This is a genomic window from Erythrobacter oryzae, assembly GCF_030271515.1.
In the GTDB taxonomy this organism is placed as follows: Bacteria; Pseudomonadota; Alphaproteobacteria; order Sphingomonadales; family Sphingomonadaceae; genus Erythrobacter; species Erythrobacter oryzae.
In genome coordinates this window covers 734,391-756,374 of sequence record NZ_JASCXI010000001.1, presented here as the reverse complement: position 1 = coordinate 756,374, position 21,984 = coordinate 734,391, and the positions used below count along the sequence as shown (strand labels likewise).

Sequence of the window (21,984 nt, the reverse complement as noted above, 5' to 3'; positions counted from 1 at the left end):
AAGACTCTCCCGCTCAACACCCCTGTCCGCCGCGGCCGCGCCTTTTGTAGCGAGCCGCAGCGGACAGGGTCGGGGAACGCCCATGTCCCAGATTACCCTTGCCCTGCGCCAGCTTCCGCAATCGGAGCGCTTCTTTCGCTGGCAAGCGACTGTCCTTGCCGCATTTGCCGGCGGGTCGCTCACGGCCGCGTTGCTGAACCTCGGCGCAGTCGTGGCGCTCGCGACGGCGAAGGCGGCTTTCGGTCGTGCCAACCTCGTGCGCAAGCGGACCGGCTATCATGCCTGAGGCGCTCCAGGCCCGTGTCGCGGCGCAACTCAAGCTTGCGCTGCTTGGCGACTGCGGCTGCGACAGGACAATGGGCCGGCTCGAACGCGAAGCCCGGCAGTCCGGCATGACCGGAGCAGAAATCGACGCTGCCCTGGTTGGTCGCAGCTTCGAAGCAAGGACAGCCGCCATCGTCGCCTATGCCTGCGCGCTGAAGACGGGTGAGGCCGAGCGGATCGAGCAGGCGCGATCCCGGGCGTCCCGGATCGGAGTTACCGCCCGGGAGCTTTCGGTCATTGCGAGAAAGGCGAAGCGGATCCTCGCCTCGAAACGGCGATGAGCAGGCTTCTTGCCGGCATCTTCGGCTGGCGCGCACCATCAGCCAGCCGCGGCGAGGATCCCCTCGGCGCGCTTTTTCAAGGCTCGGGCGAGAGCGACGTCGCCCCCGAAGTCCTTCTGCGAATTCTCTGACGCCGCCCCAGCCAGGATAAATCCGATGATCGAACTCTTCACCGCCAAAACCCCCAACGGCATCAAGATCCCGATTGCGCTGGAGGAGCTCGCAATCCCGTATACCCTGCGAATGATGCCGATGGGCTCGCCCGATTTCCGTTCGGCGGAGTTCCTCTCGATCAACCCCAACGGCAAGATTCCGGCCATTCGACACCATGATACCGGACGGGCGCCTGTCACCATCTTCGAATCCGGCGCAATCCTGCTCTATCTTGCCGATACCTTCGGAGGCCTCGCGGGCGCGACCGCCGCTGCGCGTGGCCAGACCCTGAGCTGGCTGTTCCTGCAAGTGGCAGGCCTTGGGCCGATGATGGGCAACGCCGCCCATTTCCGCGCGATGAAGTCTCCTGATCCCTACACCCTCGGGCGCTTTGAAGGGGAGGCTGGCCGCTATCTCGCGCTTGTCGAAGCGCGATTGAGCGAAACGGAATGGCTCAATGGCGAGACCTATTCGATCGCGGACATCGCGCATTTCTCGTGGATCCGCAGCGCGGGCTATGCCGGCTTCGATCTCAAGGATTTCCCGATCCTCGAAGCGTGGGTCCAGAATATCGAGAAGCGCGATGCGACCGGGTGGGCCCTAGCGAGGCTGGGCTGACCGACACTCAGACCTGAGCGGCCTGAAACCACGCAGCGTCAGGGGTCGGAACGCGCATCCGTTCGCGCAGCTCCTGCGCAAATCCGGGCGAGGTCAGCACTTCCAGCAGCTTGAGGGCCAGTTCGATCCCCGTACCCGGTCCGGTCGATGTCATCACGTGCCCGTCGATGACCAGCGGCGCGTCCACGAAGACGGCCCCGTAGCTTTCCAGCTCGGCCTTCCGGGCGCCGCCGATCTGGTGATAGACCGTTGCCCGCTTGCCGGTGAGCACACCTGCCGCGGCGAGCGAAAGGGCGCTGACGCACACTGCGGCGATCGGTGCCTGCCGCCGGTCAAAGCTTCGGATGACGTCGAGGAAGGGTTCGGACAGCGCTTCCTCGTAAAACCCGGCATCCCCGAACCCGCCCGGAATGACCAGGGCATCGAAATCATCAAGGTCCACGTCGCCCAGCAGCGCCTCCGGAATGACGTCGAACCCGAAGGTGGTCGTGATCGGATTGCGCAATCCGACCGAGAGCTGGTCGAAGCGGATCCCGCCATAGATCGAGGCCCAGCCGAACACCTCGGTGAAGCAGGCTGCCTCCATTGTCTCGAAGCCATTGGACAACAGAATCAATATGCGTTTCTGCACCAGCACCCCCGTGGATTGGGCCATGGCTCGCGATCCCCGCCAGAAGCCTGCTGCCGGGGGCCATGCTATACCAGCCCGAGCCCATTGGTCATGGCTTTTCCGGTGCGGCACCTGTGCTCTTCCGGGCGCCTTGACCCTCACGCCACGTCATCCCGCATAGGCATGATCAGGCGATTCGGAGCGCGATGATGCGGACAGTCAAACAGGTCGCGAGAGCGTCAGGCGTCAGCGTACGCGCCTTGCACCATTACCATCATATCGGACTGCTCACGCCCGAAGTCGGCGAGAACGGTTACCGCTATTACGGCCAGGCCGAAATGCTGCGCCTTCAGCACATCCTGTTCTACCGCGAACTGGGTCTGCCGCTCTCTGAGATCGCCCGTATCCTGGATGATCCCGGCTTTGATACGCGCGCGGCCCTGCTCGATTTGCGTCGCCGGATCGAGGAAGAGATCATCCAGCGTCGCGATCTGGCGCAGACGATCGACCGGACGCTGGCGTCGCTCGATGAGGGCAGGGCAGTGGAAGATCATTGCCTGTTCCACGGTGTGACCGCCCGGAAGCAGACCCAGTGGGAAGCGGAAATTGTGGCCCGTTTCGGCGATGCCGGTGATACGATGATACGCGCCTCGAAGGCGAATCTGCAGGCCCTTCCGCCGGCACGACTGCTCGAATTCAAGGCGGAAATCGACGCGATCCACGCCGATCTGATTACCCTGATCGAGGCGGGAGCCACGCCGTCCTCCAATGCGGTGCAAGCTCTGATCGGCCGCCATCATGACTGGGTTTGCCGTTCATGGCAGCCCGACGCCGCAGCCTATGCCGCACTCGGCCGGATGTATGCGACGCATACGGATTTCCGGTCGATGTATGATGCGCTGCATCCCCGCATGGCCGCCTTCATGGAACGCGCCATGGCGGTTTACGCTGACACGGTTCTGCGAAGGAGCCCTGAATGAACCGGCGCACCGTCCTTTCTCATATCATCATCGGAGCCACTTGCATGACCGCGACCCGTCTGACAGCCGCAGTTCCCGGCGAGCGTGATGCGGCCGTCACCGTGTCGGGTGTCGAGATCGCCTGCCGTCTCACCTTTCCGCAACGCGCTGCCCGCGGCGCGGTCCTTCTCTTGCCCGGATCGCTCTATAGCGATGTCGACGGCAACTATCCGTCGATGAACCTGCGGCCTCACGCCTATGCGGACCTTGCGCAGCAACTCGGCGAGCGTGGCTTTGTCGTCCTGCGCATGGCCAAGATCGGGCCGGGCATTGGCTCGCGCACGGTCGATGCCGATGCGGCGCAGCGGCACATCGACTTTCTTGCAAGGGTCGAAGTGGCACAGGCAGGGCTGGATCTGCTGAGGCGCAATGCGCCTTCGCGCCCTGTCATCGTGGCCGGGCATAGCGAGGGTGCGGTGGTTGCCTCGCTGCTTGCGGCAGGCCCTGATGGCAAGTCGATCGATGGTGTGGTCAGCCTGTCCGGCCCGGCGCTGCCGCTTCTCTCGATCATTCGCGCGCAGGTCGCGGCCATGTCCCCGCCGGGGGTCTCGCCAGACATGACTGTGTTCGATCGCACGATTGCGGCCGTCCGGGCAGGCGAGGCTCTGCCGGACGAGGCAAAGTCCAACCCGCAAACGGCCATGCTTGCGTCCATGCCCGAAGCCGGTCTTGCCTATCTGCGCAGTGTCGACCGGGTCGATCCGGTCGCCGCGCTGGCTCAGGTCAGGACCTCCGTCCTCATCCTTCAGGGCGAGAGGGACGACTCCGTTCCGGCAGCACACGCCGGAATGCTGCTGGCGGGCAGGCGACAACTCCCGACCCAGCTTGTCACTTTCCCGGGCCTGACCCACTTCTACAAGGTCGCTCCTCCGGGCCTTCTGCCCATGCAATCCATGGGTCTGGAGACGCCGAGCGATCCCGCTGTCGCCGACGCCATCGCCGATTGGGCCAGCCATCTGGAGCAGGACATCATGCCGACGGGTCAATGACCGATCGATCTTCGGGGGGCGATCGCGTGCAGTCCGTGCTTGGTAGCGATCATTGCGATACACAAATCAAGGTTGTCGCGACGCTGTGGAATAGGGTGAAATCGTCTGCCAGCCCAAGGCGGCGTACAAGGCACGGCCAGCCTCGGTTGCGACGAGCACCTGCGTTTTGCGATCGTCCTGCCGATATGCATGAAGCTCTGACAGCAAAGCCCGAGCGAGACCTTTCCGACGGTGTGCGGGTTGCGTGACGATACGGTCGAATATGAAGACATCAGCCGTTTCGGCCGCGTAGCCTTCCGCAGCGAGTGCGCCGGTGTCGCAGAATATCTGTGCACGCGTCACTGCGCCTGAGCGCTTGACGGTGATGGTATAGCCAGCCGTCATTCTCGCAACCGCATGTTCCCTCGCGGCTTTCATGAAGTAGCCGGGAGGGTGGATCGTCCACTTCCCGGGCAGCAAGGCAGCAAGCTCGCCCGCCGAACCGCAAAGCTCCACGAGATACCCAGGCCTTTCAATGGTCTGGGCAAGCCTTGCCAAACCCGGCATCGCCTTCGGAAAAATCCAGCGAGCAACCTCGTCATTCGCATTGGTATCGACACGCAGGCCGCCATAGTCCGGTACTGGCATCGGCAGTCCGCGAGCAACCGAACGGGCTTCCAGCCACGCTCGCAACAGTGACGGATCGACGCCTCTAGAATACATCCACTCCAGTAGGCCTCAAAAAGGCAATGCGGCTACAGAAAGATGGTGTTGGGCGCCTGTTAAACCCATTGATCAACGGTAACGACACGTCGCCGATGTGCCATCACGAGAGAGGAACAAGGGCTTCGGATGAAACCGGAGATTCAGGTTTGAAGACGCGAACGATCGAGCCTGGGGCGGGAGCTGCCGAAGCTGAGTGCATGATCGTCCGACAGCACTTCTTATCTGTCCGCGTGGAGCTCGCTATTCGAAAAACGGTCCAATTGCGGGAATTGTAAGGAACAGGGGAGCGGCCGATTGTCTGCGATTGGCCGTTCGTCTTATCCCTCTGGTGCCTTGCCGCATTGCCCAAAAGTGGGGGTATCGATGGGGGTATCATGAAGGTGGCAAGCTGAGTTTTTGTTCTAAATCAACTGCGTATGGCTTCGCTAAATGCTCCTCCTCCGCTACCAACCTTCAAGCACTTACGGGATTGCCTCGCGAGCGGTTTACACGGCGCTGTAAGCCGTGACGCATTTTGCCGTGTCCTCTCGGGGCTGGCGGCGAGCGGATGATGGTCGTGCGCCCGGCACCCGGCGAGGTTTGGCTCTATCACGAAGCTGCCCTGCCCGGATGGTTTGCGGGCTTGCTGCGCCTGATCGGGACGTGAGTGCGCCCATTCGGCGATGAAGCCCGTGCCGGTGTCCTGCGATAGGAAGACGGTTCATCGCTGAAACCTGTCCTTTGACCGCGCGATACAATTTCTTCGCGTCGGCCCTATTGTCAACAAATTCGATAGAGTTTAATTCCTGCGCCACGGACCACACCGGCGCAAGGAAAGGCCCATTCATGACCACGGACGATAATGGTATTGCCCAGCCTTCCGGCGTGCCCGATGCGGCGCTGGGTGTGGTTGCGGAGGCGCTCGCCCGGTTGCGGTACGGCGCCGTCAATCTTGTCATTCACGACGGCAAGGTCGTCCAGATCGACGTTACCGATCGCAAACGGCTGACCAACTGAGGGCCAGCTTTTCGAACCTCCAACAAAAACAGGGAGCCGCAGACCGGACCGCCGGATGCATGCCCGCTTGCAAAGGCGACATACACCATGCATCCGATTTCCATCCGCACCGCGCTGCTGCTTGGCGCTGGCCTCGCCGCTATCACCGCCGTCCCTGCCGCTGCGCAGGATCCCGCCACCGACGATGCCGCAGTCGCTGCCGAGGAGGCCGAGGCGGGCAGCAGCAACGACATCATCGTTACCGCGCGCCGCCGCTCCGAGACCGCGCAGGACATTCCGTTGGCGGTAACCGTGCTCGGCGGGCAGCAGATTGCCGAGACCGGGGCCTTCAACGTCGGGCGCCTGCAACAGCTCGCGCCGACCTTGCAGTTCTATTCCTCCAACCCGCGCAACACCACGCTCAACATCCGCGGCCTCGGCGTGCCCTTCGGCCTCACCAGCGACGGGTTCGAGCAGGGTGTGGGGATCTACATCGACGACGTCTATTACTCGCGCGTCGCCTCGGCGACCTTCGACTTCCTCGATCTCGATCAGGTCGAAGTCCTGCGCGGTCCGCAGGGGACGCTCTACGGCAAGAACACCACCGCCGGCGCGATCAACATCAAGACCAACCAGCCGACCTTCGATTTCGAAGGCACGGCCGAGGTCAGCCTCGGCAATTACGAGTTCAAGCAGGCGCGCGTCGCCGTGTCCGGCCCCTTGAGCGACACGATCGCAGTGCGGGTCGCGGCCTCGGCGACCGACCGGCGCGGCACGATCCGCAACGTGACCTCCAATCAGGACATCCAGAGCCTCGACAACCTCGGCCTGCGCGCGCAGCTGCTGTGGCAGCCGAGCAATGACCTCAAGATCACGCTGGCGGGCGATTACAACAAGCAGGACGCCAATTGCTGCGGCTCGGTGTTCGTGCGCACCGTCTCCACGCAGCGTCCGCTCAACCGCCAGTTTGCAGCGCTTGCCGCCGCGCAGAACTATGCCCCGCCGAGCACCAATCCCTTCGACCGGCTGAGCGATCTCGATTCCACGCTCAACGCCGGCAACGTCATCGCCGGGGTCGCGCTGCGGGTGAACTGGGATGTGGGCCCGGGCACCTTCACCTCGGTCACGGCATGGCGTTACTGGGACTGGCTGCCCGAAAATGACCGCGACTTCACCGGCCTGCCGATCGTCAGCCTGTCGCAGAACCCCTCGCAGCAGAACCAGTACACGCAGGAATTCCGCTACGCCTATTCGGGCACGAAGTTCGACTTCGTGGTCGGGGCCTTCGCCTTCGACCAGCGGATCGACACGCAGGGCCTCGAAGGGCAGGGCGCGGCGGCGAGCCGATGGTCGATCAACCCGAGCAACGCGCTCTCGAACGATCCGAGCGTCCTCAACGGGCTGGTCGCGCGCAACACCCAGTTCCTCAAGTCGACCAGCGCAGCGGTGTTCGGCCAGCTCTCCTGGAAGGTCACCGATGCCTTCACCATCCAGCCGGGCGTGCGGCTCAACTACGACAAGAAGAGCGGCTTCTACCAGCGCCGGGTCTTCACCGGCACCGGCGTCGAGCTGTTCGGCACCGAGACCGATGCCCGCAGCCGTGCGCAGCTGGCGATCTTCCAGCCGCAGCAGACCGCGCCGTCCGATACCGACTGGAACTTCACCTATGATCTGACGCTCAGCTACGAGCTCGCGCCCGATGTGCTGGCCTATGGCACCTATGCCAAGAGCTTCAAGACCATCGGCATCAACCAGAACGGGCTGCCGACCGATGCCAATGGCGTGCCGATCGCGGCGGCGGGGACGATCAAGCCCGAGAACGTCGATCACTTCGAGATCGGGGTGAAGTCGCGCTTCTGGGACCGCAAGGCGACGCTCAACCTCGCCGCCTTCCGCACCGACATCCGCGACTTCCAGGCGACGGTCACCAACGGCCAGTTCGGCGTGCTGCGCGGGTTCCTCGCCAATGCGGACAAGGTGCGCTCGCAGGGGATCGAGGCGGATTTCAACATCCAGCCGAGCGAGCGCTTCACCGCCTATGTCAACGGCGCCTACACCGATGCCAAATATGTGCGCTTCGTCGATGCGCCGTGCCCGCCCGAGCTGTCGGGCGGCACCACGGTGGGCGCGGGGCAGACCCCGTCGGCACCCGGCACCCCCGGCGGCCTCAGCCCGGCCAACTGCGACATCTCCGGCCAACGCCTTGCCGGCGTGTCGAAGTGGTCGTTCGCCTTCGGGGCGGAAGCCAATGCACCGGGCAACGTGTTCGGCCAGCCCGGCCAGTTCTACCTCGGCTATGACGGCAGCTACCGCTCGAACTTCTCGTCCAATGCCTCGCCTTCGGCGGCCACCCGGATCGACGGCTACAGCCTGTCGAACTTCCGCGCCGGCTTCCGCAGCGACGACGGGCTCAACATCTTCGCCTGGGTGCGCAACGCCTTCGACGAGGACTACTTCGAGCAGCTGTTCATCGCACCGGGCAACACCGGCCTGATTGCCGGCCTTCCGGGCGACCCGCGCACCTGGGGCGCCACGGTCAGCGTCGCGTTCTGACCTGCTGGAGAGCAGGCACGGCGCCGGGCGGGCCGGTCACGGCGCGCCCGGGCCGATATAGCCGAGCTGGCTGGCGCGGAACACCGATTGTGCGCGGTTGACCGCGCCCAGCCGCTCGCAGGCGCGGGTGATGTGATAGCGCACCCCGGCGTGGCTGCACCCGAGGATGATGCTGATCTCGAAGTCGGTCTTGCCCTGCGCGACCCAGCTCAGGCACTCGATCTCGCGCGGGCTGAGCTGGCTTTGCTGGGGCAGATAGCGTGCATCGCGGGTGACGGCGACGTAGCTGCCGACAAAGCGCCGGATCGCGGCGGGAAGCTGTTCGGGCAGATGCGCGAAGGTATCCTCGATGTCGGTCGCGGGATCCTCGGCAGAAAGGATCGCCGCGCCGATCTGGCCGAACGCCAGGTGCACCGGCACGGCGATGGCTGCGCCAAGGCCGGTGCGTGCGGCGAAGTCGCTGGTCGGGACAGGGCAGAAGCCCGCGTCGGCCCAGGCGGTGCGCACCCCCGAGGCGTCGATCAGGAAAGGCTCGCTCTCCATCCGGCAGGCGCGCAGAGCCGGGTTGTGCAGCGCCCGCTCGCGGCATTGCCACGGGGCGAGCGCCTCATCGTCCCAGCCGAACACGGCGGTGTTGAGCGCATGGCCTCCCGCATCCTCCATCGGCGCAAGCCGCGCCAGATCGTCCCAGACCATGATCCTGAGGCCCGCCCGGTGCACCTCGCGCGCAAGGTTCAGCGCCGCCGGGAGGATCGCGCTGCGGTCGCGGATGGTGACCTGTTCGATCAGCGAGCGGAGATCGGCGGGGCGATCGAAGCGGTGGAGTTCGAGAACATTGGTGGCCAATTCGCATCTCCCGTTGCGCGAGCGCGGCATGTGGAAGGGCAGCAGACCGGGGCGGCAATGGGCCCCTGTGCGGATCGGAACCTTGCGCAGGCGTGCGGGCGAGTCCAATGCAATGTTGCAAATTTGCAAATTCCGACTTTGCAAAGTAGGATGCGGCAATGGGAACCCGTCAGCGTCTCTTCGCCGGCGCGCAGCTCCAGCAGCTTCGCGAGCGGCACGGGCTGCGTCAGGCCGAGCTTGCCGCGCGGCTGCGCATCAGCCCGTCCTATCTCAGCCAGCTCGAACATGACGATCGCCCGCTCACGCCCAAGCTGATCGAGCGGGTCGCGAGCCTCTTCCCGCTCGATTGGCAGGACTTCCGCGGCGACGATACCGAACAGCTCGCCCTAGCCCTGCGCGAGGCGCTCGCCGACCCGATTGTCGCGGTGCCCTTCGCGCCGGGCACGATCGCGCGTCTGGCCGAACAGCAGCCCGCCTTCGCCAAGGCCTTCATCGCGCTCCACAACACCTACCGCCGCACCACCCAGCGGCTCGAAATGGTGGACGAGGCGCTCACCCTCGATGCCGACGAGGACGCGCGCCTGCCGTGGGAAGAGGTGCGCGACTGGTTCCACCTGTCGAACAACTATGTCGATCTGATCGACCGTTCGGCCGAGGCCCTCGCGCATGACATCGCCGGGCCCGCGGGTGTGGTGTCCACCGAGGGGCTGTGCCGGCATCTGCTCGAAGCCCACGGGATCACGGTCGCGATTGCCCCGGGCGCGGCGCTGCGCCGCTATGATGCCTCTGCGCGCGTGCTCCATGTCGCCGCGGAGCAGACCGCGCCCAGCATCCGCTTCCAGATCGCCTACCATGTCGCCGCGACCACGCTCAGCGCGGCAATCGCCCAGATCACCGACACCGCGCCGCTCAGGAGCGCGGCAGCGCGCGAGCTGCTCACCATCGGCCTCGCCAACTACGCCGCCGGGGCCCTGCTGATGCCCTATGGCGCCTTCCGCCGCGCGGCGCGCGAATATCGCCACGATGTCGACCGGCTCGCGCTGCTCTATCAGACCAGTTTCGAGCAGACCTGCCACCGCCTCTCGACCATGCAGCGCGAGGGCGAGCGGGGCCTGCCGATCTTCTTCTGCCGCGTCGACATGGCGGGCAACATCACCAAGCGCCACAGCGCCACCCGCTTCCAGTTCGCACGCTTCGGCGGCGCCTGCCCCTTGTGGGTGGTGCACGAGGCCGCCGCCATCCCCGACCGCATCCAGGTGCAGGTGGCCGAGACGCCTGACGGCGTGCGCTACATCTCGATCGCCAAGGGGCTGGTGAAGGCCTCGGGTCGGTTCGACCGCAACCCGCGCCGCTTTGCCGTGGCGCTGGGCTGCGAGGTCCAGCACGCCGACGAATTCGTCTATGCCGACGGGATCGACCTGTTGTCCGAGAGGGCCGCGACCCCCATCGGCGTCTCGTGCCGCATCTGCCCGCGGCCCGATTGCGACCAACGGGCCTACCCGCCGAGCGACCAGCAGATCGCGGTCGATCTGTTCCGGCGCGGGGTCATCCCTTACGAGATGAAGAGCTGACCGCGGGCAGGGCAGGGGCGCGTCACGCCAGCGGGGCGAGGCCGGAGAGGATCATACGCACCAGATCGGGCGCGCCGCGCGTTCCGGTGCGCGCATAGATCCGCTTGGAATAGTTGCGCGCGGTTTCGGCGGTAAGGCGCAGATCGCGGCCCGCTTCGACAATCATCTCCCCGCGGCTGAGCTTCTGGGCCAGCGCGGCTTCGCGCGGGGACAGCTGGTAGAGTTCACGCAGCACCATGGCTCCGAGCCGCTCGTCCTCGCGCAGGGGCAGGCGCAGCGAGGCAATCGCCGCGGGCTGGTTGCCCGGAAATTGCCCGGCAGGCAGGCGCGGGGCGGGACGCAGCAGCAGGGGCGCGCGGCCTTCGCTGGTGATCAGCACCGGATCGGGCGCCGGTCCGTCTCCGGCCGCAGCGAAAGCGGCGCAGGCGCGCTCGAGCCGCTCGGCGGCGGCGGGTGGCAGCAGCAGTCGGCGCCGCGCGCCGGGCAGGGCCACGAATTCGACGTGATGCTCGGCCAGCGGGTCGGCATCGATCACGCGGGCCGCAGCGTCGAGCGCGATCTGGCCGATGCCCAGGCGGGCCAGCGCCGCTTCGGCCATGGTCCGCGCGTGGCGCTCCATCGCCAGCACGGCGCCCGCGCGCAGAGCTGCGCGCAGATAGGGCGCGGCCGACGAGAGCAGCGCGGCGGCGCTGGCGGCGAAATCCTCGCGCTCGCGCAGCAGCAGGACCAGCGCCTCGCCCGCCCCGTCGCCCGCCACCCGCATTGCCCGCGCAAAGCCGATGCCTTGCGCCGCCAGCTTTCCGCGTTGCTGTTCGCGGCGGGCGGAATCGTCGTGATCGAGCAGCTCGTCGAGCGCATAGACCCGCCCCGCACGCAGCGCGCCCAATTGCTGGAGGCCGAGCGCCGCCAGTGCCTCGATGGTGAGGGACGGGTCGTGGGCTGCGCGGGCGGCGGCGTGCTGGAGGATCAGGGGCGCTTCGCCCGGTGCCGCCATGGCCGGGGTGACGATCATCACCGCGCGCCGGGCCTGCGTGCGCACGACCAGCGCAGCCAGAAACCCCTCCCATTGCCGGGCGTCTCCGATGCCTTCGAAAAGCGGCAGGAAAAGATCGGCTTGTTCGGCTGGTAGAAGAGCCATGCGCGCTTTGCTCCCATTTGGGAGTATTGAGATAGAGCGTCCGCGCCGATCTGGCAAAGCCGCAATTTGCCCCGTGGAGAGACATGATGGCGCAGCCCGCCACCCCCGCAACGCTCACCCATCTCGCCCGGCTCGAGGCCGAGGCGATCCACATCATGCGCGAGGTCGTCGCGCAGGCGGAAAAGCCGGTGATGATGTATTCGGTCGGCAAGGATAGCGCGGTGATGCTGCACCTCGCCAAGAAGGCTTTTTACCCCTCGCCCCCGCCGTTCCCGCTGCTGCATGTCGACACGACCTGGAAGTTCCAGGAGATGTACAAGCTGCGCGAAAAATCGGCCGAAGACGCGGGGATGGAGCTGCTGGTCTGGCAGAACCCCGAAGCGGCCGAGCGGGGCATCAACCCCTTCGATCACGGCCCGCTCCACACCGACATGTGGAAGACCGAGGGGCTGAAGCAGGCGCTCGATCACCACGGCTTCGATGCGGCCTTCGGCGGCGCGCGGCGCGACGAGGAGAAGAGCCGCGCCAAGGAGCGCATCTTCTCCTTCCGCACCGCCAGCCACGGCTGGGACCCCAAGAACCAGCGCCCGGAGCTGTGGAACCTCTACAACGCCCGCAAGAACAAGGGCGAGAGCATTCGCGTCTTCCCGATCAGCAACTGGACCGAGCTCGACATCTGGCAATACATCCAATTGAACCGGATCGAGATCGTGCCGCTCTATTTCTCCGCCGTCCGCCCGACCTTCGAGTGGGAAGGCCAGCTGTTCATGGCCGATGACATCCCGCGGCTCGAGAAGGTGCTCGGCTACCGGCCCGAAATCACCGAAAAATCGATCCGCTTCCGCACGCTCGGCTGCTTCCCGCTGACCGGCGCGGTCGAAAGCACGGCGACGACCCTGTCCGAAGTGATTCAGGAGACCCTCCTCACCACCACCAGCGAGCGCCAGGGCCGCGTGATCGACAAGGATGCGGGCGGGGCCGGCATGGAGAAGAAGAAGCAGGAGGGTTACTTCTGATGGACCGCGTCTACCAAACCGAAGCCCTCATCGCCGAGGATATCGACGCCTATCTCGACACCCACCAGAACAAGTCGATGCTGCGCTTCATCACCTGCGGCAGCGTGGACGATGGCAAGTCGACCCTGATCGGGCGGCTGCTCTACGACAGCAAGATGATCTTCGAGGATCAGCTCGCCGCGCTGGAAACGGACTCGAAGAAGGTCGGCACGCAAGGGCAGGAGATCGACTTCGCGCTGCTGGTCGACGGCCTCGCCGCCGAGCGCGAGCAGGGCATCACGATCGACGTCGCCTACCGCTTCTTCAACACCGAGAAGCGCAAATTCATCGTCGCCGACTGCCCGGGGCACGAGCAATATACCCGCAACATGGTAACCGGCGCCTCGACAGCCGATCTGGCGGTGATCCTGATCGATGCGCGCAAGGGCGTGCTGGTGCAGACCCGGCGCCACTCCTACCTGTGCCACCTGATCGGCATCCGCAACGTGGTGCTGGCGGTGAACAAGATGGACCTCGTCGGCTACAGCCAGCAGGTGTTCGACGACATCGTCGCCGACTATGCCGCCTTCGCCCGCAGCATCGGGATCGAGAGCTTCACCGCCATGCCGATCAGCGGCTTCAAGGGCGACAACATCACCGCGCTGTCGGCCAACACCCCGTGGTATACCGGCCCCAGCCTGATCGAGCATCTCGAGAGCGTCGAGGTGCTCTCCTCGGTCGATGCGGAAAAGCCGTTCCGGCTGCCGGTGCAGTGGGTCAACCGCCCCAATCTCGACTTCCGCGGCTTTTCCGGGCTGATCGCGAGCGGGGTGGTGCGTCCGGGCGATGCGATCCGCGTGCTGCCCTCGGGCAAGACCAGCACGGTGACGCGGATCGTCACGCTCGACGGCGATCTCGATGAAGCGGTCGCCGGCCAATCGGTGACGTTGTGCTTTGCCGACGAGATCGATTGCTCGCGCGGGGACGTGATCGCGGCCGCCGATCAGCCCCCCGAAGCCGCCGACCAGTTCGAGACGACGCTGGTGTGGCTCAATGACGCGCCGATGGTGGTCGGGCGGGCCTATTGGCTGAAGCTGGGGACGCAGACCGTCTCGGTCACGATCCAGCAGCCCAAATATGCCGTCAACGTCAACACGATGGAGCATATTGCGGCCAAGACGCTCGATCTCAACGCGATCGGCGTCGCCGAGATCATCACCGACAAGCCGATCGTGTTCGAGCCCTATGCCGACAACCGGACGCTCGGCGGGTTCATCCTGATCGATAAACTGACCAACGCGACGGTCGCCGCCGGGATGCTCCACTTTGCCTTGCGCCGTGCGCAGAACGTCCACTGGCAGCCGACCGACATCACCCGCGAGGATCACGCCGCGATGAAGAACCAGACCCCGCGGGTGCTGTGGTTCACCGGCCTGTCGGGCGCGGGCAAGTCGACCATCGCCAACGAGGTCGAAAAGCGCCTCGCGCTGATGAACCGCCACACCTTCCTGCTCGATGGCGACAATGTCCGCCATGGCCTGAACAAGGATCTGGGCTTCACCGAGGCCGACCGGATCGAGAACATCCGCCGCGTGGGCGAGGTCGCCAAGCTGATGGCCGATGCGGGGCTGATCGTGCTCACCGCCTTCATCAGCCCCTTCCGCGCCGAGCGCGAGATGGTGCGCGCGATGCTCCCCGAAGGCGAGTTCATCGAGATCTTCGTCGACACCCCGCTGGAGGTTGCCGAAGCGCGCGACGTCAAGGGCCTCTACAAGAAGGCGCGTTCGGGCTCTCTCAAGAACTTCACCGGGATCGACAGTCCCTATGAAGAGCCCTTGAACCCCGAAATCCGCATCGACACGGGCGCGATGAGCGTGGAAGAGGCGGCGGAGTATATCGTCCGCAAGCTGATGCCGCTGAAGTGAGGGAAGCCCCGATGGCCATGACCGACGCCGCGCTCGCCGCGCACCTTGCCGAGGTGGCGGGGCAGTTGCTGATCGCCGTGCGGTCGAGCGGCGTCTTCGCCGACAAGGCTCTCGGGCTGGCAGGGGATGCGACCGCGAACCAGTTCTTGTGCCACGCCCTGCGCGCCCAGCGGCCCGGGGATGCGCTGCTGTCGGAGGAGGAGAAGGACAACCTCGATCGGCTCTATGCCTCGCGGGTGTGGATCGTCGATCCGGTCGACGGCACGCGCGAATATGGCGAGGCGCGGGCTGACTGGGCGGTGCATGTCGCGCTGGCGTTGGACGGCGCGCCGGTGCTGGGCGCGGTGGCCTTGCCGGATCAGGGCAGGGTGCTGCGCTCCGACCGGCCCGTCTCCGTGCCGCCTGCGCCCGAGGTGCTCAGGATGGTCGTCAGCCGCACGCGTCCTGCTCCCGAGGCTGAGGCGGTTGCCGCCATGATCGGCGCCGCGCTGGTGCCGATGGGCAGCGCCGGGGCCAAGGCGATGGCGGTGATCCTCGGGCAGGCCGACATCTACCTCCACACCGGCGGGCAATACGAGTGGGACAGCTGCGCGCCTGCCGCCGTGGCGCTGGCGCATGGCCTCCACGTCTCGCGCATCGACGGCTCGCCGCTGGTCTACAACCGCGCCGACACCTACATGCCCGACCTGCTGATCTGCCGGAAGGAGCACGCCGCCATGGTGCTGGCGAAGGTCGCCGAGGTCAGCGCCGCCGATCGCTAGCGCGCCCGCAGCACGTGGAGCTGGTAGTAGCCGAGCGGTCCGCGCCGACTCTCCAGCACCAGCCCCCGCGCCGCCGCCACCTCGGCCGCGACCGCGGGCAGGTCGGTGCGCGGGGCGACATGGAACTTCGCCAGCCACGCCAGCAAGCCTTTCCGGAACGGCCCCGGCAGCCCGCCGAGATCGCCGAAGTCGACCACGTGCAGCGATCCGCCCGGCGCCAGCTGCCCCGCCGCATGGGCCAGCGCGCCCTGCCAGTCGGGGATCATCGAGAGCGAATAGGACAGCACGATCCGCTCGAAGGCGGGCTCGCCGAGCAGGCTGGCGGGATCGAAGGCGCAGGCATCGCCTTCGCCCAGCCGCGCATCCTCGCCCAGCGCCGCGCGCGCGCTCTTGAGCATCTCGCTGGAGATATCGAGCCCGAACAATCGCACCCCCGGCCACGCCTTGGCGACCTTGGCAAGGTTGCGCCCCGTCCCGCAGGCGACCTCGAGCACCCGCATCCCGGGGCGGGCATCGAGCCCGGCAATCAGCGTGTCGCGCCCGAACAGGTAGTATTTGCGCGTGAAATCATAGATGTGGCGCTGCCCGCGATAGACCTCGTCCATCAGCGCGGCGTGCGAGGGGCGGGGGGCGCCAAGGGTTTCAGGCGCCATCACGCCAGCTCATACACATGCACGCCGCCATAGATCGACGAGCGATCGCGGCGGGTGAGATCGGCGGAGAGCTCGTCGAGATAACGCCACTTCGACAGGATCGCGTCGTCGAGACGGCCCGGCAGCAGGCTCGGCTCGGCGGCGGTGCGGAACAGCACGCGCGCGCCGGGGCGGCTGGCGCGGGTGATGCGGCTCCACAAGCCGTCCAATTGCTGGTTGTTCATCCAGTCCTGCGCGTCGAGCAGCACGAAGCGGTCCATGCTCGCCTCCTCGCGGCTGCCGATCCAGTCGACCATGTTGGCACGGGTGACGTCGAGCCGGTGGATCCGCTCGCGCATCGCTTCCCAGTTGGCGCGCTGGAGATAGGGCGGCAGCGCCGCGTTCTCCGAGCGGTTGTAGCCGCGCCCGAAGGCCTGCCAGGCGAAGTAGTTGTCCTTGACCTCGAAGTCGCAGGCGAGCTTCTCGAGCCGGCGGCGCAGCACCTCGGCCATGCGCTCGTCACCCGCGAGGTGCTCGAACTGCGCGGGCGGAATGCCGAGGCCGAACAGCGAGGCGGGCTGGTCGGTGAGCCAGCGGATGAACTTCTTCTCGAACACCGGCGCAAGCTCGCGTTCGAACACCGCGCGCTGTTCCTCGAGCGTCTGCGCTTCGAGCAGCTTGCCGAGATCGATCTTGTAGAGCTTGGCAAAGACGTGCGCCAGGCCGATGAAATTGCCGAGCAATCCCTGCCGGTAGATGCCCTTGGTGAAGTAGCTGATCCGCCGCCGCCCGCGGATGTCGCGCTTTTCCCAATAGGCGCGGCTCTCCGCGTCGAGATGCGGGGCGATCATGGTCTTGTAGACCGCCGCGTTCTCCTTGTGGTCGGCATGGGCGAAGAAGCGGTGGAAGCGCTCGTAGTTCGGCAGGTGGCGGATCGCCGCGATCTTGAGCTTGCCCAGTGCCACATGCGCGCGGTTCAAGTCGACCGCGGTGACGCTCTCGGGGTTCGCGGTAAGGTAGGACAGCGCGTTGCACGATCCTGACGCGATGCACATCACGCGGCTGTCGGGCTGGATGTCGAGACCCTCCATGTCGACCACCGGGTCTTCCCAGATCTGGGCATAGACCAGCCCCTTGAAGGCGAGCGCGAACGCCTTGTCGAGCAGCTTGTCGCCGACCTTTGCATCCTTGCGGATCACCGCTTCTTCGATGATCCGCTTTGCCTGGGTAGCCATGGGGGAGGGGGTCCTTGCCGTTACGTCAAGCTGTTGTCGTATTCGCGCTGCGTTTCGTCAATGTGACGGTTTCCACAGCTCTATGTCGAGCCTGCAATGGTAGCGGCATAGGCGGCCGGATCGGCATTGCCGCCGGTGAGCATGATGACGGTGTCCGCGTCGAGAGGCACCTTGCCCGCCAGCGCCGCCGCGAGCGCTGCCGCGCCGCCGGGTTCGACCACGAGGCGCAGCTCGGCAAAGGCGAAGCGCTGGGCGGCGCGCACCTCGTCGTCGGTGACGGTGACGCCGGGCTCGGCGCGGCCCTTGAGGAGGCCGAGGTTGAGGGCCTTGGTGACATTGGGCTGGAGCGCGTCGCAGATCGTCTTGGGTGCATCCGGCGCGGCGTGGACCAGCTCGCCCTTGGCCATCGCCTGGCCCACCATGTCCCAGCCGACCGGCTCGACGGGATGCACAGCGCTGTCGGGCGCGCCTAGCGCCAGCCCCGCGGTCAGCCCGCCGCCGCCGCAGCAGGCGACAATGCGCGAAGGCGCGCGGCCGAGCTGCGCGGCGATCTCGATTGCGGCGCTGCCTTGGCCCTCGATCACCCACGGATCGCCGAAGGCATGGACGAGCGTGCCGCCGCGCTCTTGGATGAGCCTGGCGGCGACCGCATCGCGGTCCTCTCCGGGGCGCTGGTAGAGCACAACCTCGGCGCCGAGCGCCTTGGTGTTGGCGAGCTTCACCTCCGGCGCGTCGTGCGGCATCACGATGGTCGCCGGCACGCCGAGCCTGCGTCCCGACCACGCCACGCCCTGCGCATGGTTGCCCGATGACACCGCCACCACCCCCGCACGCCGCTCCTCGGGCGTGAGGTTGGAGAGGCGCCACCATGCGCCCCTGATCTTGAACGAGCCGATCGGTTGCAGCGTCTCGGCCTTCACCCATGCCTGCACGCCGCCGATGGTGACGGGCAGGAGCGGGGTAGGGGGCAGGATGGCCGCGACCGACTCGGCCGCCGCGATCACGCCCTCGCGGGTGGGGGTGCGTTCAGTCACGGCAGCGGCAACCTGTCTGTTGGAGACACATGAGACACTGTCCAGGAGGAGAAAAAGGCTCCCCGCGCGCGGCTTCTCTCTTGCGGTTGGCGGCTCGGGAAATGGCAGCATAAACTTGTCATGCCTCTCCTATGGCAAATCACGCGCCTGTAGGAAATGCGGATCATTTGTAGCGCGGAGTGCGTTGGGGTAGGGCGCGCGCAAGATTCGCATCGCTCTACGAAAGGTTCCTCTCATGTCGGCAGCAAACAACAGCACCGTTCTGGTCATCGGTGCGGGTGGGGTGAGTTCGGTCTGCGTCCACAAGATGGCGTTCAACCCCGATATCTTCCCCGAAATCCACTTGGCCAGCCGCACCAAATCGAAGTGCGACGCCATCGCCGCCAGCGTCAAGGAGCGCTGCGGGCGCGACATCGCCACCTACGAGATCGACGCCGAGGAAGTCCCCGCAATGGTCCGCCTGATCCGCGAGACCGGCGCAGGCCTCGTGGTCAACCTGGCGCTCCCCTATCAGGACCTGCCGATCATGGACGCCTGCCTCGAAGCGGGAGTCGATTACCTCGACACCGCCAATTACGAGCCCAAGGACGAGGCGAAGTTCGAATACAAGTGGCAGTGGGCCTATCAGGAGCGCTACAAGGACGCAGGCCTGATGGCGCTGCTCGGCAGCGGCTTCGATCCAGGCGTCACCAGCGTCTTCACCATGTGGCTCAAGAAGCACAAATTGAAGACCATCCGCCAGCTCGATATTCTGGACTGCAACGGCGGTGACCACGGCCAGCATTTCGCGACCAACTTCAACCCGGAAATCAACATCCGCGAAGTGACCGCCCCCGCGCGCCACTGGGAGAACGGCGAGTGGGTCGAGACCCCCGCCATGTCCACCAAGGTCGGCTTCGATTTCGAGGCGGTCGGCCCCAAGAACATGTACCTGATGTACCACGAGGAGCTGGAAAGCCTCGCCAAGTTCGTCCCCGAACTCGAGCGCGCGCGGTTCTGGATGACCTTCGGCGATCAGTACATCACCCACCTCACCGTGCTCCAGAACGTCGGCATGACGAGCATCGAGCCGGTGAAGTATCAAGGCAAGGACATCATCCCGCTGCAATTCTTGGCGGCGGTGCTCCCCAAGCCGGAGACGCTGGGCGAGACCACCAAGGGGAACACCAACATCGGCGTGATCGCGACCGGCGAAGCGCTCGACGGCAGCGGCGAGAAGACGTTCTACATCAAGAACATCTGCTCGCACGAGGCAGCTTACGAGGAGACCGGCAACCAGGCGGTCAGCTACACCACCGGCGTTCCTGCCATGATCGGCGCGGCGATGATGGTGAAGGGCGAATGGCAGGGTGAGGGCGTGTTCAACATCGAACAGCTCGATCCCGATCCCTTCATGGCGATGCTCAACGAACACGGCCTGCCGTGGACGGTCGAGGAGCTGGACGGCCCGGTTTCCTTCTGATGCGCGCATGGGGGGCGAGTCTCGCGGCCTTTGCGCTGGCTTTGGCGGGCTGCGACGCCGCTCTCCCGCCGCGTGAAGAAGTGCCAAGCCTTGCGGTCGATGCCGGCTGGCCGACCATCCCCGCAGGCGCGAAGTTTGGCGAGGTCAGCGCGGTCGATGTCGACGCCGAGGGCAATGTCTGGGTGCTCCACCGCGCCGGGCGCAAGTGGGCCGAGCCGTTCCCCGAGGATCCGATCCCCGAACCCACGGTGTTCAAGTTCTCGCCCGAGGGCAAATTGCTCGCCCAGTGGGGGGCAGGGCAGTTCGTCATGCCGCACGGCATCTCGATCGACCCCGACGGCAAGGTCTGGATCACCGACGTCGCGCGCGAGCAGGTGATGCGCTTCTCGCCCGAGGGCACGCTGGAACTTACCCTCGGCGAGCAGGGGGTGACCAAGCAGGACGCCTCCCACTTCGGTCGCCCCGCCGACGTCGCTTTCCTCGGCAAGCGCGTGCTGATCGCAGACGGCTACGTCAACACACGGGTCGCCGAGTTCTCCTCCGAGGGGCAATTCCTGCGCGACTGGGGCGACTTCAAGGTCGCCCACGCGGTCGCGGTCGATGACAGGCACATCTACGTCGCCGACCGCGAGCACGCGCGGATCGCGGTCTATGGGCATGACGGCAAGGAGGTCGCCAGCTGGGCCTCCCCGGCGGGCAACCACACCTACGCGATCAAACCTCTGGGCGGGGGGCGGCTGCTCGCGGTCGAGGGTCGCGACGGGGCCGACCGCAATGGCGCGATCCTGCGCATCTATGCCGCCGACGGGACAGTCGAGGCCTCCTACGACATCAGCCTCCCCGGCGAGGACGCCAGCCTCGGCCACGACCTTGCGATCAGCGCGGACGGCCATATCTACGTCACCGACGTCAATGGCGGACGCGTCGTGCGCCTTTCTCTTCCTGCCACTTCGGACAAGTAATCATGCAGACCAAGGCCGGTGATCCCGGGGCCTTTGCCCATTTCGATCTGTCGCGCGTCGACAGCCCCGCCTTCGTGGTCGACGCCGCGAAGCTGCGCGAGAATTGCCGCGTGCTGGCGGCGGTGCGCGATGCCGCGGCGGCGGAAGGCGCGGACATCAAGGTCTTTGCCGCATTGAAGGCGTTCTCGATGTGGTCGGCCGCGCCGATCATCGGGGAATATCTCGACGGGGTTTCGACCTCCGGCCTGTGGGAAGCGCGGCTCGCGAGCGAATTCTACGACGGCGAGATCGCCACCTACTCCGCCGCCTTCAAACCCGAGGAGCTTGAGGAGATCTGCCGCCTCTCGGACCACGTGATCTTCAACTCGCCCTACCAGCACCAGCGCGCGCGGTTGATCCTCGACAACGCCGCCGCCAACGGCGCGCCCGTCAGCGTGGGTCTCAGGATCAACCCGCAGGTGCCCACGGGCGAGGTCGCCAAGTATGACCCCTCGGCACCCGGATCGCGATTGGGCTTCCCGCTCGACCAGCTCACCGAAGAGCACATGGAGGGGGTGGAGGGCATCCACTTCCACAATCTGTGCGAACAGGATTTCGAGCCGCTGAAGGCCACGTGGGACCGGGTGTTCGACGTGATCGAGCCCTTCTTCGACCAGCTCAAGTGGATCAACATGGGCGGCGGCCACCACATCACCCGCGCCGATTACCAGCGCGAGGAACTGGTCGAATTCCTCAAGGATGCCGCCGCCGACACCGGCTGCCAGATCATCCTCGAGCCCGGCGAGGCGGTCGCGCTCGATGCGGGCATTCTCGTCGGCACGCTGCTCGACACCCATTTCAACGAGATGCCGGTGGGGATCACCGACATCTCGGCGACCTGTCACATGCCCGACGTGCTCGAGGCGCCCTATCGCCCCGCGATGCTGGGCGAGCTCACGGACGAGGACATGATCCCGATCCGCCTCGGCGGGCCCTCCTGCCTTGCGGGCGACGTGATCGGCGACTACCGCCTGCCGGTCGCCGCCGAACCCGGCGCGCGTTTCGCTTTCCTCGACCAGGCGCATTACTCGATGGTCAAGACCAACACCTTCAACGGCGTCGCGCTGCCGAGCATCTGGATGTGGGACAGCGAGACCGACGCGCTCGACTGCATCAAGCGCTTCGATTACGAGGATTTCCGTGACCGGCTGAGTTGA

21 protein-coding genes are annotated in these 21,984 nt (G+C 66.0%); 14 read left to right on the top strand and 7 right to left on the bottom strand.

Features of this window, described 5'->3' with window-relative positions; all coding sequences use genetic code 11:
- The first annotated feature begins 82 nt into the window (after positions 1–82).
- From PFX90_RS03715 to PFX90_RS03705, 3 genes are all read left to right on the top strand, one after another.
- Entirely contained in the window at positions 83–286 is a 204-nt protein-coding gene (locus tag PFX90_RS03715) for a hypothetical protein (protein ID WP_285710732.1), read from the top strand.
- Complete coding sequence (locus PFX90_RS03710) at positions 279–605, top strand: hypothetical protein (RefSeq protein WP_285710729.1); 327 nt, start codon at positions 279–281, stop codon at positions 603–605. Before PFX90_RS03715 ends, PFX90_RS03710 begins: the two co-directional genes overlap by 8 nt.
- Positions 606–761: 156 nt before the next feature.
- On the top strand, positions 762–1,376 hold the full coding sequence (locus PFX90_RS03705; RefSeq protein WP_285710728.1) for a glutathione S-transferase family protein: 615 nt from the start codon (positions 762–764) through the stop codon (positions 1,374–1,376).
- Positions 1,377–1,383: 7 nt separating this feature from the next.
- Here PFX90_RS03705 and PFX90_RS03700 read toward each other — a convergent pair whose 3' ends face one another.
- Entirely contained in the window at positions 1,384–2,031 is a 648-nt protein-coding gene (locus PFX90_RS03700; protein WP_285710726.1) for a DJ-1/PfpI family protein, read from the bottom strand.
- Between the two features lie 161 nt (positions 2,032–2,192).
- Here PFX90_RS03700 and PFX90_RS03695 point away from each other — a divergent pair, with 161 nt between their 5' ends.
- Positions 2,193–2,966, top strand: coding sequence for a MerR family transcriptional regulator (locus PFX90_RS03695; protein ID WP_285710723.1), 774 nt, complete (start codon positions 2,193–2,195; stop codon positions 2,964–2,966).
- On the top strand, positions 2,963–3,994 hold the full coding sequence (locus tag PFX90_RS03690) for an alpha/beta hydrolase (protein ID WP_285710721.1): 1,032 nt from the start codon (positions 2,963–2,965) through the stop codon (positions 3,992–3,994). Before PFX90_RS03695 ends, PFX90_RS03690 begins: the two co-directional genes overlap by 4 nt.
- A gap of 66 nt (positions 3,995–4,060) precedes the next feature.
- Here PFX90_RS03690 and PFX90_RS03685 read toward each other — a convergent pair whose 3' ends face one another.
- Positions 4,061–4,621: a GNAT family N-acetyltransferase gene (locus PFX90_RS03685; RefSeq protein ID WP_285710719.1), complete on the bottom strand. Its 561-nt coding sequence runs from the start codon at positions 4,619–4,621 to the stop codon at positions 4,061–4,063.
- Positions 4,622–5,524: 903 nt separating this feature from the next.
- Between PFX90_RS03685 and PFX90_RS03680 the strand changes: the two genes are divergently transcribed.
- Both PFX90_RS03680 and PFX90_RS03675 read left to right on the top strand, forming a co-directional pair.
- A complete protein-coding gene (locus PFX90_RS03680; protein WP_285710717.1) occupies positions 5,525–5,695 on the top strand; it encodes a YezD family protein in 171 nt (56 codons plus the stop codon).
- Positions 5,696–5,782: 87 nt separating this feature from the next.
- Complete coding sequence (locus PFX90_RS03675; RefSeq protein WP_285710715.1) at positions 5,783–8,227, top strand: TonB-dependent receptor; 2,445 nt, start codon at positions 5,783–5,785, stop codon at positions 8,225–8,227.
- 36 nt (positions 8,228–8,263) lie between these two features.
- Here the strand turns inward: PFX90_RS03675 and PFX90_RS03670 are convergent, their stop codons facing one another.
- Positions 8,264–9,073, bottom strand: coding sequence for a helix-turn-helix transcriptional regulator (locus PFX90_RS03670; RefSeq protein ID WP_285710713.1), 810 nt, complete (start codon positions 9,071–9,073; stop codon positions 8,264–8,266).
- A 158-nt stretch (positions 9,074–9,231) separates the two neighbouring features.
- Between PFX90_RS03670 and PFX90_RS03665 the strand changes: the two genes are divergently transcribed.
- Positions 9,232–10,644 (top strand): helix-turn-helix domain-containing protein, encoded by a 1,413-nt coding sequence (locus PFX90_RS03665; protein WP_285710710.1) that lies wholly within the window; start codon positions 9,232–9,234, stop codon positions 10,642–10,644.
- A 22-nt stretch (positions 10,645–10,666) separates the two neighbouring features.
- Here the strand turns inward: PFX90_RS03665 and PFX90_RS03660 are convergent, their stop codons facing one another.
- The gene (locus tag PFX90_RS03660) at positions 10,667–11,782 is read right to left on the bottom strand and encodes a helix-turn-helix transcriptional regulator (RefSeq protein ID WP_285710707.1); all 1,116 of its coding nucleotides are present in this window, start codon (positions 11,780–11,782) and stop codon (positions 10,667–10,669) included.
- An 86-nt stretch (positions 11,783–11,868) separates the two neighbouring features.
- Between PFX90_RS03660 and cysD the strand changes: the two genes are divergently transcribed.
- The 3 genes from cysD to PFX90_RS03645 are packed head-to-tail and all read left to right on the top strand — an operon-like array spanning position 11,869 to position 15,463.
- Complete coding sequence (cysD, locus tag PFX90_RS03655) at positions 11,869–12,798, top strand: sulfate adenylyltransferase subunit CysD (RefSeq protein WP_285711237.1); 930 nt, start codon at positions 11,869–11,871, stop codon at positions 12,796–12,798.
- Positions 12,798–14,702 (top strand): sulfate adenylyltransferase subunit CysN, encoded by a 1,905-nt coding sequence (gene cysN, locus PFX90_RS03650; RefSeq protein ID WP_285710705.1) that lies wholly within the window; start codon positions 12,798–12,800, stop codon positions 14,700–14,702. Before cysD ends, cysN begins: the two co-directional genes overlap by 1 nt.
- 11 nt (positions 14,703–14,713) lie before the next feature.
- Positions 14,714–15,463: a 3'(2'),5'-bisphosphate nucleotidase CysQ gene (locus tag PFX90_RS03645; protein WP_285710703.1), complete on the top strand. Its 750-nt coding sequence runs from the start codon at positions 14,714–14,716 to the stop codon at positions 15,461–15,463.
- Here PFX90_RS03645 and PFX90_RS03640 read toward each other — a convergent pair.
- From PFX90_RS03640 to PFX90_RS03630, 3 genes are all read right to left on the bottom strand, one after another.
- Entirely contained in the window at positions 15,460–16,116 is a 657-nt protein-coding gene (locus PFX90_RS03640; protein WP_285710701.1) for a class I SAM-dependent methyltransferase, read from the bottom strand. The two genes, PFX90_RS03645 and PFX90_RS03640, sit on opposite strands and share 4 nt — an antisense overlap.
- Positions 16,116–17,330 carry a BtaA family protein gene (locus PFX90_RS03635; protein WP_285710698.1) on the bottom strand — a complete coding sequence of 405 codons (1,215 nt, stop codon included), beginning with the start codon at positions 17,328–17,330 and terminating at the stop codon, positions 16,116–16,118. The genes PFX90_RS03640 and PFX90_RS03635 overlap by 1 nt, the downstream gene beginning before the upstream one ends.
- A gap of 80 nt (positions 17,331–17,410) precedes the next feature.
- Complete coding sequence (locus PFX90_RS03630) at positions 17,411–18,364, bottom strand: threonine ammonia-lyase (protein WP_285710696.1); 954 nt, start codon at positions 18,362–18,364, stop codon at positions 17,411–17,413.
- Between the two features lie 235 nt (positions 18,365–18,599).
- Between PFX90_RS03630 and PFX90_RS03625 the strand changes: the two genes are divergently transcribed.
- From PFX90_RS03625 to PFX90_RS03615, 3 genes are read left to right on the top strand one after another with little or no spacing between them, the layout of a single operon-like run.
- Entirely contained in the window at positions 18,600–19,826 is a 1,227-nt protein-coding gene (locus PFX90_RS03625) for a saccharopine dehydrogenase family protein (protein WP_285710695.1), read from the top strand.
- Complete coding sequence (locus tag PFX90_RS03620) at positions 19,826–20,788, top strand: peptidyl-alpha-hydroxyglycine alpha-amidating lyase family protein (protein ID WP_285710693.1); 963 nt, start codon at positions 19,826–19,828, stop codon at positions 20,786–20,788. The genes PFX90_RS03625 and PFX90_RS03620 overlap by 1 nt, the downstream gene beginning before the upstream one ends.
- Before the next feature lie 2 nt (positions 20,789–20,790).
- A complete protein-coding gene (locus PFX90_RS03615) occupies positions 20,791–21,984 on the top strand; it encodes a carboxynorspermidine decarboxylase (protein WP_285710691.1) in 1,194 nt (397 codons plus the stop codon).

What these genes read in the sequence shown, in the direction of transcription:
- PFX90_RS03700 (WP_285710726.1), bottom strand. Translation starts at nt 2,031, where the DNA reads ATGGCCCAATCCACGGGGGTGCTGGTGCAGAAACGCATATTGATTCTG.
- PFX90_RS03680 (WP_285710717.1), top strand. Translation starts at nt 5,525, where the DNA reads ATGACCACGGACGATAATGGTATTGCCCAGCCTTCCGGCGTGCCCGAT.
- PFX90_RS03640 (WP_285710701.1), bottom strand. Translation starts at nt 16,116, where the DNA reads ATGGCGCCTGAAACCCTTGGCGCCCCCCGCCCCTCGCACGCCGCGCTG.
- cysN (WP_285710705.1), top strand. Translation starts at nt 12,798, where the DNA reads ATGGACCGCGTCTACCAAACCGAAGCCCTCATCGCCGAGGATATCGAC.
- PFX90_RS03705 (WP_285710728.1), top strand. Translation starts at nt 762, where the DNA reads ATGATCGAACTCTTCACCGCCAAAACCCCCAACGGCATCAAGATCCCG.
- PFX90_RS03685 (WP_285710719.1), bottom strand. Translation starts at nt 4,621, where the DNA reads ATGCCAGTACCGGACTATGGCGGCCTGCGTGTCGATACCAATGCGAAT.
- PFX90_RS03715 (WP_285710732.1), top strand. Translation starts at nt 83, where the DNA reads ATGTCCCAGATTACCCTTGCCCTGCGCCAGCTTCCGCAATCGGAGCGC.
- PFX90_RS03675 (WP_285710715.1), top strand. Translation starts at nt 5,783, where the DNA reads ATGCATCCGATTTCCATCCGCACCGCGCTGCTGCTTGGCGCTGGCCTC.
- PFX90_RS03710 (WP_285710729.1), top strand. Translation starts at nt 279, where the DNA reads ATGCCTGAGGCGCTCCAGGCCCGTGTCGCGGCGCAACTCAAGCTTGCG.
- PFX90_RS03615 (WP_285710691.1), top strand. Translation starts at nt 20,791, where the DNA reads ATGCAGACCAAGGCCGGTGATCCCGGGGCCTTTGCCCATTTCGATCTG.
- PFX90_RS03695 (WP_285710723.1), top strand. Translation starts at nt 2,193, where the DNA reads ATGATGCGGACAGTCAAACAGGTCGCGAGAGCGTCAGGCGTCAGCGTA.
- PFX90_RS03660 (WP_285710707.1), bottom strand. Translation starts at nt 11,782, where the DNA reads ATGGCTCTTCTACCAGCCGAACAAGCCGATCTTTTCCTGCCGCTTTTC.
- PFX90_RS03645 (WP_285710703.1), top strand. Translation starts at nt 14,714, where the DNA reads ATGGCCATGACCGACGCCGCGCTCGCCGCGCACCTTGCCGAGGTGGCG.
- cysD (WP_285711237.1), top strand. Translation starts at nt 11,869, where the DNA reads ATGGCGCAGCCCGCCACCCCCGCAACGCTCACCCATCTCGCCCGGCTC.
- PFX90_RS03620 (WP_285710693.1), top strand. Translation starts at nt 19,826, where the DNA reads ATGCGCGCATGGGGGGCGAGTCTCGCGGCCTTTGCGCTGGCTTTGGCG.
- PFX90_RS03665 (WP_285710710.1), top strand. Translation starts at nt 9,232, where the DNA reads ATGGGAACCCGTCAGCGTCTCTTCGCCGGCGCGCAGCTCCAGCAGCTT.
- PFX90_RS03635 (WP_285710698.1), bottom strand. Translation starts at nt 17,330, where the DNA reads ATGGCTACCCAGGCAAAGCGGATCATCGAAGAAGCGGTGATCCGCAAG.
- PFX90_RS03625 (WP_285710695.1), top strand. Translation starts at nt 18,600, where the DNA reads ATGTCGGCAGCAAACAACAGCACCGTTCTGGTCATCGGTGCGGGTGGG.
- PFX90_RS03690 (WP_285710721.1), top strand. Translation starts at nt 2,963, where the DNA reads ATGAACCGGCGCACCGTCCTTTCTCATATCATCATCGGAGCCACTTGC.